This is a genomic window from Streptomyces cinereoruber (assembly GCF_009299385.1).
Classification (GTDB): Bacteria; Actinomycetota; Actinomycetes; order Streptomycetales; family Streptomycetaceae; genus Streptomyces; species Streptomyces bikiniensis.
Genome location: NZ_CP023693.1, coordinates 4405639 through 4420968, shown reverse-complemented (window position 1 = coordinate 4420968; position 15330 = coordinate 4405639). Strand labels below are relative to the sequence as shown.

Genomic DNA, 15330 nt, shown 5'->3' with positions numbered 1-15330 from the left:
CTACGGAGTGAGGACGCCGTTCAGGAAGGGCTCCACGGCCTCGCACCAGGCGTCCGGGTGCTCGTAGTGGAGGAGGTGGCCGGCGTCCGGGATCTCCGCGTACTCCCCGTGGGGGAGGACCCGGACCATCTCCTGGGCCTCCGCGCGGCCCAGTTCGCCGCCCAGACCCCGGACGACGAGGGTCGGGCAGCGGACCTGGGCGAGCGAGTCCCAGTGGGCGTCGTGGACCCAGGTCTCGCGGGAGGTCAGCATCTGCTCCGGGTCGAACACCGGGCGCCAGCCGTCCGCGTGCTCGGCCATCACCTCGGCGAAGAAGGCGCCCCGGGCCGGGTTCGGGGTCTCCACCCAGGGGTCCTCGTCGCCGAACCAGCGGTGGACGGCCTCCAGGGACGGGAACGGCGCCGGCCAGCCCCGGAACCAGTCCTGCCAGGCGCGCTGCGAGGCCGCGCCGAGCGCGGAGGCCCGCATGTCGCAGATGACGAGGGCGCGGACCAGGTCCGGGCGCTCGGCGGCGAGCTGCCAGGCCGTCAGGGCGCCCATGGAGTGGCCGATCAGGGTCACGGGGCCGAGGCCGAGCTGCTCGACGACGGCGGCCGCGTCCGCGACGTACGCCTCGCGCGTGAACGGTCCGGCGGCGGGCTTCTCGCTGCCGCCGTGGCCGCGCTGGTCCAGGGCGACGAGCCGGTGCCCGCCGGTGAGCCGGCTCGCGGCCCGGGCCCAGTGACCGGCGTGGCCCATCAGCCCGTGGAGCAGTAACACGCCGGGGGCGGGGGCCCGGTGGGCCTCCGGCGCGGGGCGGCCGGCCGGGCGCGGGACGGCGCCCTGGGCGGGGCCGGGCTGCGGGACGATGCCGGGGAGGGCGATGGTGCCGCCGCCTCCGGGCGCTTGAGCGGTGACGCTCCTGCCGGGGGCGCCCCGGCCCGTGGTGCCGTCGTCCGTGGGCCCGGGCGTGTGGTCCCAGGCCGTCAGCCGGACGCCGTCGGCCCCGGTGACGTCGAGTCGTCGCGCCATGTCTCCGGCACCCCCTCTTTTCCGTCGAACCTCGCCAGAGTATCGAACTCGCATTCGAAAATGCTCTTCTGCCACCCAACACCCCTCGTTCGAGTGACAAGCCTCAAGGATTGACGCCCGCGACCGAGGGGAGATCTTGAGCGGGAGGCGGACCGCTCGGGGAAAAACGGTCCGAGGGGAACGACCTTGAGAGCTCGGGGCTCCAGGTCGTGACCGGGGAGGACAGGCCCCGGCGCCCATGGGCGCCGGGGTCCTCTGTTTTCGGCGGCGTCGCTCGCGGCCCTCATGGCCCCACCCCCTCCACGCCCGGGCTCGTACCAGCGTGGCACGCCGAAGGGGCGGGCGGGGCCATTCCGACGTAAACCGGGTCGCACGGCGGCCCGTCGCCCCGGAGCGCCCGCACCGGCGCGGATCCGTGCCCCGCTTTCGTACAACCCGATCGTCCGTTCGTCGGTCCACGGACCGTGCTCTCACCTCAGGTACTCGCCAAGGCGGACGAATCCGCGGTCCTCGAACCCGACCGGCTCGTCGTCACGACGGTCAGCCGGCGCAAGGAGATCCCCCTCGCCGTCGTCCGGGAGGTCCACCGGGAGGACGACACCACGCTCAGGGTCACCCTGACCGACGGGACGGACCACCGGATCCACGGCGGCAACGCGACCGCCACCACCCTGTTCCACGACGCCCTCACCGCCGCCCTGCCCGAGGAACGCGACCCGGCCGGCAGCGCCCTCGTCACCGTCGAGGACGAGCACGGGGTGCGGACGTGGTGGCTGATCGCCGGAGGCGCGGCCTTCGCCGGCCTCTACATCGCCTACGTCTGGTGGACCGCCGTCGCCCACGGCGGCACCATGGCCTTCATCGCCTTCTTCGCGGCGTTCGGGACGCTCATCGGTCTCGGCAGCGTGGTCGGAGCCGTCGGCACCGTCACCGACCGGGTGGTGCTCGCCCGGCGCGGCGTCACCGTCGTCGCCACCGCGAAGTACTTCCCGAACGGAAAGAAGTCGGACTACTACCAGTTCACCGACACCCACGGCAACGAGTACTCCCAGGAGGCGCGCAACCGCCCGACGCGGCACATCCACGTCGTCTACGACCCGCAGCGGCCGAACCGCCACGCGCCCCGGGCCCCGCTCGTCGTCGTGGTCCTGAAGAACGGCTTCGGCATGCTCGGCGCGCTCGCCCTGCTCGCGCTCGGCCTGTGGGGCGTCCTCGCCCCGTACCTCTGAGCACCGGGCGGTGACCGGGGCCGGGCAGCGGTGAGGGGCGCCCGACCGGCGGGCGCCCCTCACCTCCGTACGGACGGAACCTCAGCGCTTCGCGACGAACACGTGCGCCGCGACCTCCGGGTCCAGCTCGGCGGCCTCGCCGCTGCTGCCCACCAGGACGCCGCCCGCGGACTCCGAGACGGACACCACGGAGCCGGGCTGCACGCCCGCGCGCCGCAGGGTGTACATCAGCTGGGCGTCCGTCTGGATCGGCTCGCCGATCCGGCGCACGACCACCGTCTTGCCGCCGCTCGCGTCCAGGTCCGCCAGGGAGACCATCGAGTCGTCCAGGAAGGCCTCGGCCTCCGCCTTCTCGCCCAGCTCCTCCAGGCCCGGGATCGGGTTCCCGTACGGCGACTCCGTCGGGTGGCGCAGCAGCTCCAGGACCCGCCGCTCCACGGCCTCGCTCATGACGTGCTCCCAGCGGCAGGCCTCGGCGTGCACCTGCTCCCACTCCAGGCCGATCACGTCGACGAGCAGACACTCCGCGAGGCGGTGCTTGCGCATCACGCGGGTGGCGAGGCGGCGGCCCTCGTCGGTGAGCTCCAGATGGCGGTCGCTCGCCACGGCCACCAGGCCGTCGCGCTCCATCCGGGCCACCGTCTGGCTCACCGTCGGCCCGCTCTGGTCGAGCCGCTCGGCGATCCGGGCGCGCATGGGGACCACGCCTTCCTCCTCGAGCTCGAGGATGGTGCGGAGATACATCTCCGTGGTGTCGATCAGTCCGGACATACGTGCCCCTCGATGAGTCGTGCGCTGGCCCTGGCACCAATTCTGACGCATCGGGCGGACAACCGGGCCCCGCCGGGACGGGGAGGCCCCGGAGGCGGTATTGACAGAGCAATGGTCCAGACCGCACCGTGATCGGCGACCACGACGAGAAGGAGCCGCCGCGATGGGCGAGAGCAAGCTGGCCGGACAGTTCTTCGACGCCGCGATCGGCCTGCTCCAGGAGGTGCGCGACGGGGACTCCGCCGAGATCGCCGCCGCCGGAGAGGCGATCGCCGAGGCCGTCGCGCGCGGCAACCGGCTCTTCGCGTTCGGCGCGGGCCACTCCTCCCTCGCCGCACAGGACGTCGTCTACCGGGCCGGCGGCCTGGCCCTCATGAACCTGCTCGCCGTCCCCGGCGTCGTCGGCGTCGACGTCATGCCGGCCACGCTCGGCTCCGCCCTGGAGCGGGTCGACGGCCTCGCGGGCGCGGTCCTCGACTCCTCCCCCGCCAAGGCCGGGGACGTCCTGATCATCATCTCCCTCTCCGGGCGCAACGCCCTGCCCGTCGAGATGGCCATGAACGCCCGCGCGCTGGGCCTCACCGTCATCGGGGTCACCTCGGTGGCGTACGCGACGGAGACGAAGTCCCGGCACGTCTCGGGGACGTACCTCAAGGACCACTGCGACGTCGTCCTCGACTCCCGGATCGCCGTCGGGGACGCCGAGCTGACCCACGAGGGCATCGAGGCCCCCTTCGCGCCCGCGTCCACCGTCGTCACCAGCGCCCTCATGCAGGCCACGATGGCCGCCGCCGCCGAGGAACTGGTCCGGCGCGGCATCGAGCCGCCGCTGCTGCGCTCGGGGAACGTGGACGGCGGGCACGAGTGGAACGGGCGCGTGATGACGGAGTACGGGGACCGGATCTTCTACCGGCGGTGACGGGGGGCGGAGGCCCACCCCCCGTCCCCCGGCCGGGTCGGGCGCCCCTCAGCGGAGGTCGAGCAGCTCCGTCACGCGGGTGAAGCCGTCCGCGCCGTGGCCCCGGTCGACGGCGCGGCGGGCCAGGGCGGCCGTGGCGCGCATGACGCTCGCGTCGAGCCCGTGGCCCTCGGCGGCGTGCACGACGTGCTCCATGGTCGACAGGCCCGAGGTGACCGGGTTGCCCTCGCCCGAGTACGTACGGGTGTCCACGTCCTCCGCCCACTCCCGGAACAGCGGCGGCAGGATCGCCCCGATGCCCTGCGCGAACGGCGCGAGCTCCCGGGCCGTCACCCCCTCCGCGCGGGCGAGCGCGAGGGCGTGGACGTACCCCGACATCGCCGTCCAGAAGATGTCGAGCAGCGCGAGGTCGTACGCGGCGGCCCGCCCGACGTCCTCGCCCAGGTGCGAGTGGGAGCCGCCCAGCGCGCCGAGCACCGGCCGGTGCTCGGCGTAGAGCGGTTCGGGGCCGCTGTGGAGGAACACGCCCTCGGGCGTGCCGATGCTCGGGGTCGGGGTCATGATGGCGCCGTCCAGGTACCCGATGCCGTGCTCCTCCGCCCAGCGGCCGGTGTCGCGCGCCCGCTCCGGGGTGTCGGCGCTCAGGTTCGCCACCGTCCGGCCCTTGAGCGCGGCCGTGACCTCCGGCCGCCGCAGTACGGAGTCGGTGGCGTCGTAGTTGACCAGGCAGATCACCGTCAGGGGGCTCGCGGCGACCGCCTCCTCGGCGCTCGCGGCCGGGACCGCGCCCCGCTCGACCAGGTCGCCCTCCCGGCCCGGGGTCCTGTTCCACACGGTGGTCCGCACTCCGGCGTCCAGGAACGCGCCGGCCAGCGCGCGGCCCATCGGACCGAGGCCGAGGACCGTGACGGAGGGGCGGGAGGGGTTCTGCTCGGGGGAAGAGGACATGCGTGTGCTTCCTTTGTGGTCAAGTGAGTACGCGTGAACGCGCATGAGTACGTGCGAGTGCGCGGGTGACCGAGCGAGGAGAGGGGCGCGCATGGCGAGCCGCCGGACCCAGGACACGAACGTCTGCGGTGTCACGGCCGCGATCTCCGTGATCGACGGCAAGTGGAAGACGTGGCTGCTGTGGCTGCTGGAGTCCGGGCCGCGCCGGCCCGGCGAACTGCGCCGCGAACTCCCCGGGATCAGCGAGAAGGTGCTGTCCCAGGCGCTGCGGGAGATGGTGGAGGACGGTCTCGTGCACCGCGAGGCGCACGACGTCCTGCCGCCGAAGACGGTCTACTCGCTGACGGACTCCGGACGTGAACTGTCCGGACTGCTCGGCCCCCTGTCGGACTGGGGCCACCGGCGTCTGGACCGGCTCGCGGAGGCGCGGACCGCCTCCTGAGGCCCTGCTCCCTCCTTCCGCGTCCGGGCCCGCCACCAGGTTCTCCCGGGCGGCGGGCACCGGCAAGCACCCACAAAAAAGTGGGTGTCAGGAGAGGGTGACGCCCCGTCAGTCACCGGCCTCCCGGTCCGGGTCCGCCTTCGTGGAGAGCACCTCGCGGGCCTGCTCGGCGGCGCGGGCGAGGCTCTCGGCGACGAAGTCGAGGAAGCGGGCGACGTTCTCCAGGCGGACGGCGGCCGGGGTGCCGGGGACGAGGACGCCGACGCCCTGCCGGGCGAGGTCGCCCTGCTCGACGAGGGAGCGGACGCTGGCGGCCATCGACTGGTACCAGACGTCGGCGTCGACGACGTACCGCTCGCGGCGGCGCTCGTCGCGCTCCCTGCGGATGAGGGTCTGGCCCTCCAGGAAGGTGATCGACTTGGAGACGGTCGCCGGGCTGACCTGGAGGCGCCGGGCGAGTTCGGACGCCGTCAGGCTGCCGGAGTCGGTCAGGAGCAGGGCGACCATCACCCGGGACATCATCTTGGGCAGGCCCGACCGCATCATGACGGTGGTGAACAGCTCCTCGTACGCACGCACGGCCTCGGGGTCGCGCCCGTCCGGCTGGTGGGGGGCCGGCTCGGCGCCCCCGGGCGGCGGGGCGGGCCTGCGCCGCTGGGTGCGCTGCTCCGTGGCGCGGTGGGCGAGGTCCGCCCGGTACCCGGCGGGGCCGCCGTTGCGCATCACCTCGCGCGTGATCGTCGAGGTCGGGCGCTCCAGGCCCCTGGCGATCTCCGCGTAGGCGAGGCCTTCGGCCAGCCCGAGGGCGATCTGCTGACGGTCCTGCTGAGTGAGCCTGCCTCCCGGCATCACGGCCTCCTTCGTTCCCCGAGGCCCCCAGCATAGCGTTCACTTTCACTTCATTGCAACGCCGACACTGCCTGACGTTGCGTTAAATCCATCCCCAGTGCAACGATTTACCTAGCTTGAGCTGCTGCGATGCACTTTCTTCGCAACTAACTCGTTGCCAAACCCTCGAACGCAACGTAGCTTTTCCCATATCAGAAACAACGGAAGCGTCGGAGACGGCGCGGAACGAGGAGCACCCGTCATGCAGACCTTCGCCACCCCCGCCCCCGTCACCACCGTCCTCGACGTCCCCGCCGGACGGATCCAGGTCATCGCCGCCGACCGCGACGACACCGTGGTCGAGGTCCTCCCCGCGAACCCCGCCAAGAGCCGCGACGCGAAGGCCGCCGAGCAGACGGCGGTCGCTTGCGCCGACGGCGTCCTGCGGATCGAAGTCCCCGCCGGCAACCGGAGCTTCGGCTCCTCCGGGTCCGTCGAGGTCACGGTCCGGGTGCCCAGCGGCTCCCGCGTCGAGGCGAAGGCGGCCGCCACCGAGTTCCGGGCCGTGGGCCGCCTCGGAGACGTCTCCTTCGACGGCGCGTACCGACGGATCAAGATCGACGAGGCCGCGAGCGTCCGCCTCACCGCCACCGACGGCGACGTCGAGGTCGACCGGCTGAACGGCCCCGCCGAGATCGGCACCGCGCGGGGCTCCATCCGAATCGCCGAGGCCGTACGCGGCGAGGTCGTCCTCCGCACCCAGGACGGCGACATCACGGTCGGCGCCGCCGCCGGGGTCTCCGCCTCCCTGGACGCCGGCACCGCCCTCGGCCGCGTCGTCAACGCGCTGAAGAACGACGGCACCACCGTCCTCGCCGTCCGGGCGACCACCACCCGGGGCGACGTCACCGCCCGCAGCCTCTGAGCTCTCCACCCCTTCCCGCGTCACTCCCGAAGGAGCATCACCATGACCGACCTGGCCATCGCGGCGAACGGGCTGCGCAAGTCCTACGGGGACAAGGTCGTGCTCGACGGCGTCGACCTGGCCGTCCCCGAAGGAACGGTCTTCTCCCTGCTCGGCCCGAACGGCGCCGGCAAGACCACCGCCGTCAAGATCCTCTCCACGCTCATCACCGCCGACGCCGGTGACCTGCGGGTCGGCGGCCACGACCTGGCCGCCGACCCGCAGGCGGTACGGGCCGCGATCGGCGTCACCGGGCAGTTCTCGGCCGTCGACGGCCTGATCACCGGCGAGGAGAACATGCTCCTGATGGCCGACCTGCACCACCTCTCCAAGCGGGAGGGACGCCGGGTCACCGCCGAACTCCTGGAGCGCTTCGACCTGGTCGAGGCGGCGAAGAAGCCCGCCGCCGGCTACTCCGGCGGCATGAAGCGCCGCCTGGACATCGCCATGACCCTGGTCGGCGCCCCCCGGATCATCTTCCTCGACGAACCCACCACCGGCCTCGACCCGCGCTCGCGGCACACCATGTGGCGGATCGTCCGCGAACTGGTCGCCGGCGGCACCACCGTCTTCCTCACCACCCAGTACCTGGAGGAGGCCGACCAGCTCGCCGACCGCATCGCCGTCCTGCACGACGGGAGGATCGCCGCCGAGGGCACCGCCGAGGAGCTCAAGCGGCTGATCCCCGGAGGCCACGTACGGCTGCGCTTCTCCGACCCGGTCGCCTACCGCTCCGCCGCCGCCGAGCTGCGCGGGGCGACCACGGACGACGAGGGGCTCACGCTCCAGATCCCCAGCGACGGGACCCAGCGCGCCCTGCGCACCGTCCTGGACCGGCTGGACGCGGCCGGCATCGAGGCGGACGAACTGACCGTGCACACCCCCGACCTCGACGACGTCTTCTTCGCCCTCACCGGCACCGCCGAAGTCCCCGCCCAGAGCACCCACGACAGCCGGAACGACCAGAACGAGGAGACCGTCCGATGAGCACCCTCTCCCTCGCCGTGCGCGACTCGTCCACGATGCTGCGCCGCAACCTCCTGCACGTCCGCCGCTACCCCTCCCTCACCCTGAACCTGCTGCTCACGCCGGTGATGCTCCTGCTGCTGTTCGTCTACATCTTCGGCGACGCGATGAGCGCGGGCCTGGCCGGCGGCGGAGGCCGCGACGCCTACATCGCCTACATCGTCCCGGGCATCCTGCTCATGACCATCGGCTCCACCGTCGTCGGTGCCGCCGTGTCCGTGGCCATGGACAAGAACGAGGGGATCATCGCCCGCTTCCGCACCATGGCCATCCACCGCGGCTCCATCCTCGTCGGGCACGTGGTCGGCAGCGTGATGCAGTCGCTCGCCAGCGTCCTCCTCGTCGGCGCCGTCGGCTTCGCCATCGGCTTCCGCTCCACCGACGCCACCGTCCTGGAATGGCTGGCCGCCCTCGGCCTGATCGCGCTCTTCGCCCTCGCGCTCACCTGGATCGCGGTCGGCATGGGCATGGCCAGCCCCAACGCCGAGGGCGCCAGCAACAGCGCCACGCCCCTGATCCTGCTGCCCCTGATCTCCAGCGCCTTCGTGCCGCTGGAGTCGATGCCCGGCTGGTTCCGGCCCGTCGCGGAGTACCAGCCCTTCACGCCGGCCATCGAGACCCTGCGCGGCCTGCTGCTCGGCACCGAGATCGGCCACAACGGCTGGCTCGCCGTCGCCTGGTCCCTGGCCCTCACCGTGCTCGGCTACCGCTGGTCGACGGCCGCGTTCCGGCGGGACCCGGAGTGACGGGCACGGACACCGCGAGCACGGGCCCCCGGTCAGTACGCCGGGGGCCCGTCCCCGTGTCCGTCCCCCAGCGCCAGGGACGACGCCACGCCCGTCGCCACCGACTCCGCGAAGACCACGTCCTCGCGCTCGAAGGCCGGGCGGCAGGCGGCCCGCAGGAAGGTGAGGACGCCGAGGGTCCGGCCCCGGGAGCGCAGCACCACGCACAGGGAGTGCGCCGCGTCGCCGGGCCACTGGTGGGCCTCCGCCCACACCTCGGCCGTACGGCCCGCGCTGGCCCGGACCGCGCCCGTCCGGTCCCAGGCCTGGAGCGCCGGGTGCCGCGGCCCGTACCGCAGCGGGATGCCGCCGCCCACGGGCGGCGAGGACGGGCCGGGGACGGACGCCGGGACGGCCAGGGCCCGCGTCAGGCGCCGGTCGCCCGCCACCCGGTCCACCAGGGCGTGGTCCGCGAACCCGGCCAGGGCGAACTCCAGGAGGACCGCCGCCGCCTCCGCCGGGTCCTCGCACTCGGCCGCCGCCGCGCCCGCCCGGTGCAGCTGGCTCCACCGGAACCGCAGCCGGTCCGCCTCCCGGGCCGCGAGCCGCTCGTCGGTGACGTCCTGGAACAGCCAGGCGACCCCCAGCGGCACCGCCGCCTCCGCCATCGGGGACGCGAGCCGCAGGAAGCCGCTGCGCCAGCACCGGCGCCGCTCCCCCGTGGCCGTCCGCAGGGTCACCCACACCTCGGCGGGCGCGGGCGGGGTGCCCTCCGCCAGGACGTGCTGGAAGGCGGCCTCCAGCTCCTCCGCGCCGTGCACGACGACCTCGCCGAGCGGGCGGCCCAGCAGGGTGGTGCGCCCGGCGCCGAAGGACCGGGCCGCGTGGGCGTTGACCATGGCGGGGCGCAGGTCGGCGTCGACCAGGACGACGCCCCAGGAGGCGTCGTCGAACAGGGCCTCGCTGAGGGCGACCGAGCGTTCCAGGTCGAGCTGGACGTGGACCTCGCTGAACGCGCAGTACACCCCGGCCGGCGCGCCGTCCGCGCCGCGCACCCCGGCGGCCTGGCTCCGTACGAGCACGCGCCCGCCGTCCTTGCGGAGCAGGACGAACTCGTGGACCTGCCGGCCGGGACCCTTCATGGCCCCCATCAGGCGCCCCAGGGTCTCCTCGGCGTCCGCGCTCCGCGCCGCCCACCCCTCGAACCCGCGCCGCCCGACGGCCTCCCCGGCGGTCCAGCCGAGGATCCGCTCGGCCTCCCGGTTCCAGTGGGTGACCGTCCCGTCGGCGTCGAAGGCGCAGAGCGCCGCGTCCATCCCGTCGAGCAGCGCGGCCAGCAGATCGGCCCCCGCCCCGGGAACGGCGGCCTCACTCGTGGACTCCGCGAAAGCACTCACCCGACACCCCCCATGCTGTGGACCATTCAACTGGAACGTGACGCAGAGCACATCACCTTCGCCGAAAACGATGGGCGGGCGCGCCCCGCCGGGACGGTTCCGGGCCCGGTTCAGCCCGGTGAGACGAAGCCCGACTCGTAGGCGGCGATGACCGCCTGGGTGCGGTCGCGGGCGCCGAGCTTCGCCAGGACGGAGCTGACGTGCGACTTCACCGTCTCCGTGCCCACCACCAGGCGCGCGGCGATCTCCGCGTTCGACAGGCCGCGCGCCACGAGCCGCAGCACGTCCGCCTCCCGCTCGGTGAGGCCGGCCCGTTCCAGCGCCTCCCGGGCCTCCGACCCGTCCCGCTCCCGCCCGTACGAGGCGGCCAACTGCCGTACCGCCGCCGGGAAGAGGAGCGAGTCGCCCTCCGCCACGAGGCGCACCGCGTGCACGATCTCCGCCGGGCGGGCCCGCTTGAGCAGGAAGCCGTCGGCGCCCGCGCGCAGCGCCCCGTACACGTACTCGTCGTTCTCGAAGGTGGTGACGACCAGGATCTTCGGCGGCTCGTGCACCGTGCGCAGGACCGCGCGGGTCGCCTCGATGCCGTCCATCAGCGGCATGCGGACGTCCATCGCGACGACGTCGGGGCGCCGTTGGCGCACGAGGGGGATGACGGCGGCCCCGTCGGCCGCCTCGCCCACCACCTCGATGTCGGGCTGCGCCTCCAGGACGGCGCGCAGACCGGCCCGGACCAGCGGTTCGTCGTCGACGAGGAGGACGGTGATCGGCATGTGGCCAGCGTAGATCAGGCGTACGGGCGCGTACGGGCGGCCCTGGTTCCGCGTACGGCCCGCTCCGGCCGCGCAGTACGCCCGCTCCGGTCAGCGCAGCGGCAGGTCCACGCGGACCAGCCACGCGTCGCCGTCCCGGCCCGTCCGGGCCGAGCCGCCCAGGAGCGCGGCCCGTTCGCGTATCCCGCGCAGGCCGCTGCCCGAGCCGGGGTGCTCCGCCCGCCCCGGGGCCAGCGGGTTGCGGACCTCCAGGCGGAGCAAGGCTCCCTCCACCGCCACGCGGGCGGCGACCGGGACCGGGCCCGCGTGCCGCAGCACGTTGGTGAGGCACTCCTGGAGCATCCGGTACGCCTCGCGGGAGACCGGGCCCGGCACCTCCTCCAGCGGCCCGGTGACCTCGGCGTCGACCCGCGCGCCCGAGGAGCGCGCCGAGTCGAGCAGCCGGGCCGCCTCGTCGAGGCCGGGGCTCGCGGCCGCCGGGCGGCCCGTCTCGCGCAGCAGGAGCAGGACGCGCTCCAGGTCCTCCAGGGCGGCCCGCCCCGTCTCCTCGATCGCCTCCAGGGCCCGGTCGGTGAACTCCGGGTCGGCGGCGGCCCGCGCGGCCCCGGCCTGCACCACGGCCAGGGTCAGCGCGTGGCCGAGCGAGTCGTGCAGCTCCCGCGCGATCCGGTTGCGTTCGAGGAGCCGCTCGGTGCGCCCCTCCAGGGCGGCCATGCGCTCCTTCACCGAGGGGCCGAGGAGGGTACGGGCCACCCGCGCGGCCAGTCCGCCGCCCGCGACGACCACCGCCAGGAGCACGAGCACCGGGAGCGGGGCCAGGAACGCCGACCACCGGTCCCCGCCGGAAGGCAGGGTCAGACCGGCCACGACCGGCTCCTCGACGTGCACCCCGGCCAGCGTCAGCGCGCACTGGGGCAGTCCGACCGACAGCAGCCAGACGGCGAGCCCCGCCTCCATCCGGAACACCAGCCACAGGGCCGTCCTGCCCCGGTCCGTCCACGAGGCCGACGGGGACGCGGAGACGTCCGCGCCCTCCGGCGTCCTCCACGCGCGCGCGTGCTTGCCCGGGAAGAGCATCAGACGCGCCTGGAGGCCCTCGGCGCGGCGGGCCGCCGGCACGAGGGCGACGGCCGCGACCAGCGGCACCGGGAGCACCGCCACCACCAGCCAGTCCGCCGGGTACGGGTGCGAGAGGCCGGGGTGGATCAGGCCGGCGGCGAGCGGCACGATCGCGCCCACGAGGAGGTGGAGCCAGCGGGTGTACGTGACGGCGCGGGCGAGCGGGCGGAGGCGGTGGGCGCGGTGCGCGACGGTACTCGCGAGCGGCCGGAGGCGGTGGGCGCGGTGCGCGGCGGCGCTCGCGAGCAGTGGGGACCGGTCGGCGTGGTGGGTGGCCGCGCGGGTGGACGGCCGGAGACGGCGGGCGCCGTGCGTGACCGCACTCGCGAGCGGGCGGCGGCGAGGGGCGCGCGGAGTGGTGCGCGTCGGCCGGCGGAAGGGTCCGGGCATCCCGTCATCCTGGCAGGGCGGCCGCCGCCCGCGGCTCCCCCGTGCGGGGGAGACCGCCTCCCCGGGCGGGGGATGGCCCGGGGCCGGCGGGCGGCCAGGATCGAGCCATGACCAGCATCGACGTCAGGAACCTCACGAAGGAGTACGCCGGCAGGCCGCCGAAGCGGGCCGTCGACGGGCTGACCTTCTCCGTCGAACCGGGCCGCGTGACCGGCTTCCTCGGCCCGAACGGGGCCGGGAAGTCCACCACCATGCGGCTCGTCCTCGGCCTCGACCGGCCGACCTCGGGCACCGCCACCGTCGGCGGACGCCCGTACACGGCGCTGGACGAGCCGCTCCGTACCGTCGGCGCCCTCCTGGACGCGCAGGCGGCCCACGGCTCCCGGACCGCCCGGAACCACCTGCGGGCCCTCGCCGCCTCCCACCGCATCCCGGACCGGCGCGTGGACGAGGTCCTGGCCGGGACCGGTCTCGCGGGCGCCGCCCGCCGCCGGGTCCGCACCTTCTCGCTCGGCATGCGCCAGCGGCTCGGCATCGCCGCCGCGCTGCTCGGCGACCCGGCCGTGCTCCTGCTGGACGAGCCGGCGAACGGCCTCGACCCCGAGGGCATCGTGTGGATCCGCGAGCTGCTGCGCGGGCTCGCCGCCGAGGGCCGTACGGTCCTCGTCTCCAGCCACCTGATGAACGAGACGGCCCTCTTCGCCGACCACCTCGTCGTCCTCGGCCGGGGCCGGCTCCTCGCGGACGTGCCGATGCGGGAGTTCATCGACGCCCACAGCCACGCGCGCGTACGGGTGCGCACCGGGGATCCCGTACGCCTGCGGGCCACGCTCCTGGCCAAGGGGTGGGCGGTCGGGGACGCCCCCGACGAGGCCGGCCGGTGGGTGGTCGAGGGCGCCTCGGCCGAGGAGATCGGGGCGGTCACGGCCCGCGAGGGCATCCCCGTCTTCGAGCTGGCCGACGAGCGCGCCTCCCTGGAGCAGGCCTATCTCGCGCTCACCTCGGAGGAGGCGGAGCACTCCGCCGCCGCTTCCCGTCCCCGCTCCTCGGCCCTGGAGGTCTGACCGTGCCGTTCACCGCAGTCGCCCGCTCCGAGTGGATCAAGATCAGTTCCGTCCGGGCCGGTTCGGGATCGCTCCTCGCGGTCTTCGTCGTCGCCCTCGCCCTCAACCTGGCCCTGTACGTCAGCGTGGGCGGCCCGGAGCCGGACGGCGCCGGGGACCCCGTCTTCCGCGCCCTCTTCCAGACCAACTACGCGCAGCTCGCCGCGATCTCCTTCGGCGCGACCGCCGTGTCGTCCGAGTACCTGAACGGCGCGCTGCGCAACTCGCTGGCCGCCGTGCCGCGCCGGGGGCTGCTCTACGCGGCCAAGGCGGCGGTCACCGGGGGCGCGGCCCTCGCCGTGGGCCTGGTGACCTCGTTCACCACCTTCTTCGCGGGGCAGGCGTTCGCGGGCGAATACGCCATCGGCATCGGGGAGCCGGGGGCGCTGCGGGGCTGCTTCGGCGCCGGGATCTACCTCGCCCTGATGGCCCTGCTCGCCTTCGGACTGACGTTCCTGCTGCGCAGCGCGGTCGCGACGCTGAGCATCCTGACCCCGGCGCTGCTGATGCTGCCGTTCGTGATCGGGGACGTGGCGGCGGGCGCCGCCGACTACCTGCCGGACCGCGCCGGGCGGCAGATCCTCTACCAGGACCCGGTCGGGCAGGTCGGCCCCTGGGCGGGCCTCGGGGTGGCGGCGCTGTGGACGGCGGCGGCGCTCCTCGCGGGGTGGTGGGCGATGCGCCGCCGGGACGCCTGAGAGGGCGCCCGGGGGAAGTCGCCGGATAAATCGGTTGAGCGCCGCGGGCGGAGTTCGTACGGTGGAGCCACGCATGAAAGGAGGTGATCCGGAAGTGATTTCTTACCGGACCAGCGAGGTGACTGCGGGCTGAGGCCTGCCGTCGCACTCTGTGCACCTCGGCAGGCCAGTCTGCCGAAGACCAACGCAGTCACCCGACCCGTGAGCCGCCGGTGAGTCCGGCCGGCTTCCGTCCGACCCAGGCGCCTGGGCGGACGGGACCAAGGCTCACGGGTCGTCTGCGTTTCCGGGGCCCTTACGGGGCCAGGCGCTCCACCCGCCACGCGTCGCCGTCCTCGCGGACGTAGCGCAGGCGGTCGTGGAGGCGGTTCTCGTGGCCCTGCCAGAACTCGACCGTGTCCGGGACGACCCGGAAGCCGCCCCAGTGCGGGGGGACCGGGACCTGCGTGCCCTCGGGGTGGCGGGCGGCCAGGTCGTCGTAGCGGGCGAGCAGCTCCTCGCGGGAGGCGATCACCGAGGACTGGGGGCTGGCCCAGGCGCCGAGCCGGGAGCCGTGCGGGCGGGTGCGGAAGTACGCCACCGTCTCCTCGCGCCCGACGCGCTCGGCGCGGCCCGTGACGACGACCTGGCGGGCCGCCGGGTGCCAGGGGAAGAGCAGCGAGGCGTACGGGTTGTCCGCCAGCTCCCGGCCCTTGCGGGAGTCGTAGTTGGTGAAGAAGACGAAGCCGGCCGCGTCGTAGTGCTTGAGCAGGACCGTCCGGGAGGACGGGCGGCCGTCGGGGGTGGCGGTGGAGACGACCATCGCGTTCGGCTCGTGGATCGCCGGGTCCTCCGCGGCCTCCTTGAACCAGCGGGTGAACTGCGCGACCGGCTCGGGCGCGAGGTCGGCCGGGGTCAGCTCCGTGGTCCGGTACTGCTCGCGCATGTCGGCGGGGTCCGGGACCTCGCCGGCCGCCGGAAGGGCCGCCGGACAGTGCGTGGGGTCGT

General features: G+C 74.3%; 16 protein-coding genes. 8 read left to right on the top strand and 8 right to left on the bottom strand.

Features of this window, described 5'->3' with window-relative positions; all coding sequences use genetic code 11:
* On the bottom strand, positions 1–1011 hold the full coding sequence (locus CP977_RS19960) for an alpha/beta fold hydrolase (protein WP_152370593.1): 1011 nt from the start codon (positions 1009–1011) through the stop codon (positions 1–3).
* Positions 1012–1475: 464 nt separating this feature from the next.
* Here CP977_RS19960 and CP977_RS19955 point away from each other — a divergent pair, with 464 nt between their 5' ends.
* Positions 1476–2240, top strand: coding sequence for a DUF3592 domain-containing protein (locus CP977_RS19955; protein ID WP_062753001.1), 765 nt, complete (start codon positions 1476–1478; stop codon positions 2238–2240).
* Between the two features lie 81 nt (positions 2241–2321).
* Here CP977_RS19955 and CP977_RS19950 read toward each other — a convergent pair whose 3' ends face one another.
* Complete coding sequence (locus tag CP977_RS19950) at positions 2322–3011, bottom strand: iron-dependent transcriptional repressor DtxR (RefSeq protein WP_030208665.1); 690 nt, start codon at positions 3009–3011, stop codon at positions 2322–2324.
* Between the two features lie 163 nt (positions 3012–3174).
* Between CP977_RS19950 and CP977_RS19945 the strand changes: the two genes are divergently transcribed.
* On the top strand, positions 3175–3930 hold the full coding sequence (locus CP977_RS19945) for an SIS domain-containing protein (RefSeq protein ID WP_062753004.1): 756 nt from the start codon (positions 3175–3177) through the stop codon (positions 3928–3930).
* A gap of 48 nt (positions 3931–3978) precedes the next feature.
* On the opposite strand, the gene CP977_RS19940 is transcribed toward CP977_RS19945, so the two are convergent.
* Positions 3979–4878, bottom strand: a complete 900-nt coding sequence (locus CP977_RS19940) for an NAD(P)-dependent oxidoreductase (protein WP_152370592.1) — start codon at positions 4876–4878, stop codon at positions 3979–3981.
* 91 nt (positions 4879–4969) lie between these two features.
* On the opposite strand from CP977_RS19940, the gene CP977_RS19935 reads away from it, so the two are divergent.
* Entirely contained in the window at positions 4970–5320 is a 351-nt protein-coding gene (locus tag CP977_RS19935) for a winged helix-turn-helix transcriptional regulator (RefSeq protein ID WP_062753009.1), read from the top strand.
* Positions 5321–5428: 108 nt separating this feature from the next.
* Here the strand turns inward: CP977_RS19935 and CP977_RS19930 are convergent, their stop codons facing one another.
* Positions 5429–6169, bottom strand: coding sequence for a helix-turn-helix domain-containing protein (locus CP977_RS19930; RefSeq protein WP_152370591.1), 741 nt, complete (start codon positions 6167–6169; stop codon positions 5429–5431).
* A 241-nt stretch (positions 6170–6410) separates the two neighbouring features.
* On the opposite strand from CP977_RS19930, the gene CP977_RS19925 reads away from it, so the two are divergent.
* From CP977_RS19925 to CP977_RS19915, 3 genes are read left to right on the top strand one after another with little or no spacing between them, the layout of a single operon-like run.
* On the top strand, positions 6411–7073 hold the full coding sequence (locus CP977_RS19925; RefSeq protein ID WP_152370590.1) for a DUF4097 family beta strand repeat-containing protein: 663 nt from the start codon (positions 6411–6413) through the stop codon (positions 7071–7073).
* A gap of 42 nt (positions 7074–7115) precedes the next feature.
* On the top strand, positions 7116–8099 hold the full coding sequence (locus tag CP977_RS19920; RefSeq protein ID WP_062753015.1) for an ATP-binding cassette domain-containing protein: 984 nt from the start codon (positions 7116–7118) through the stop codon (positions 8097–8099).
* Complete coding sequence (locus CP977_RS19915; RefSeq protein ID WP_062753017.1) at positions 8096–8884, top strand: ABC transporter permease; 789 nt, start codon at positions 8096–8098, stop codon at positions 8882–8884. Before CP977_RS19920 ends, CP977_RS19915 begins: the two co-directional genes overlap by 4 nt.
* Before the next feature lie 32 nt (positions 8885–8916).
* Here the strand turns inward: CP977_RS19915 and CP977_RS19910 are convergent, their stop codons facing one another.
* The 3 genes from CP977_RS19910 to CP977_RS19900 all read right to left on the bottom strand — a co-directional run bounded on the left by CP977_RS19910 (position 8917) and on the right by CP977_RS19900 (position 12542).
* Positions 8917–10260 (bottom strand): PAS domain-containing protein, encoded by a 1344-nt coding sequence (locus CP977_RS19910; RefSeq protein WP_152370589.1) that lies wholly within the window; start codon positions 10258–10260, stop codon positions 8917–8919.
* Positions 10261–10370: 110 nt separating this feature from the next.
* On the bottom strand, positions 10371–11033 hold the full coding sequence (locus CP977_RS19905) for a response regulator (protein ID WP_062753021.1): 663 nt from the start codon (positions 11031–11033) through the stop codon (positions 10371–10373).
* A gap of 90 nt (positions 11034–11123) precedes the next feature.
* Positions 11124–12542, bottom strand: coding sequence for a sensor histidine kinase (locus CP977_RS19900; protein WP_152370588.1), 1419 nt, complete (start codon positions 12540–12542; stop codon positions 11124–11126).
* Positions 12543–12649: 107 nt separating this feature from the next.
* On the opposite strand from CP977_RS19900, the gene CP977_RS19895 reads away from it, so the two are divergent.
* Together CP977_RS19895 and CP977_RS19890 are read left to right on the top strand one after the other, a co-directional pair.
* Positions 12650–13606, top strand: a complete 957-nt coding sequence (locus CP977_RS19895; protein WP_152370587.1) for an ATP-binding cassette domain-containing protein — start codon at positions 12650–12652, stop codon at positions 13604–13606.
* Positions 13603–14343: an ABC transporter permease gene (locus CP977_RS19890; RefSeq protein ID WP_062756937.1), complete on the top strand. Its 741-nt coding sequence runs from the start codon at positions 13603–13605 to the stop codon at positions 14341–14343. The genes CP977_RS19895 and CP977_RS19890 overlap by 4 nt, the downstream gene beginning before the upstream one ends.
* Before the next feature lie 295 nt (positions 14344–14638).
* Here CP977_RS19890 and pdxH read toward each other — a convergent pair whose 3' ends face one another.
* Entirely contained in the window at positions 14639–15268 is a 630-nt protein-coding gene (gene pdxH / locus CP977_RS19885) for a pyridoxamine 5'-phosphate oxidase (RefSeq protein ID WP_229991434.1), read from the bottom strand.
* Between the last annotated feature and the right edge of the window lie 62 nt (positions 15269–15330).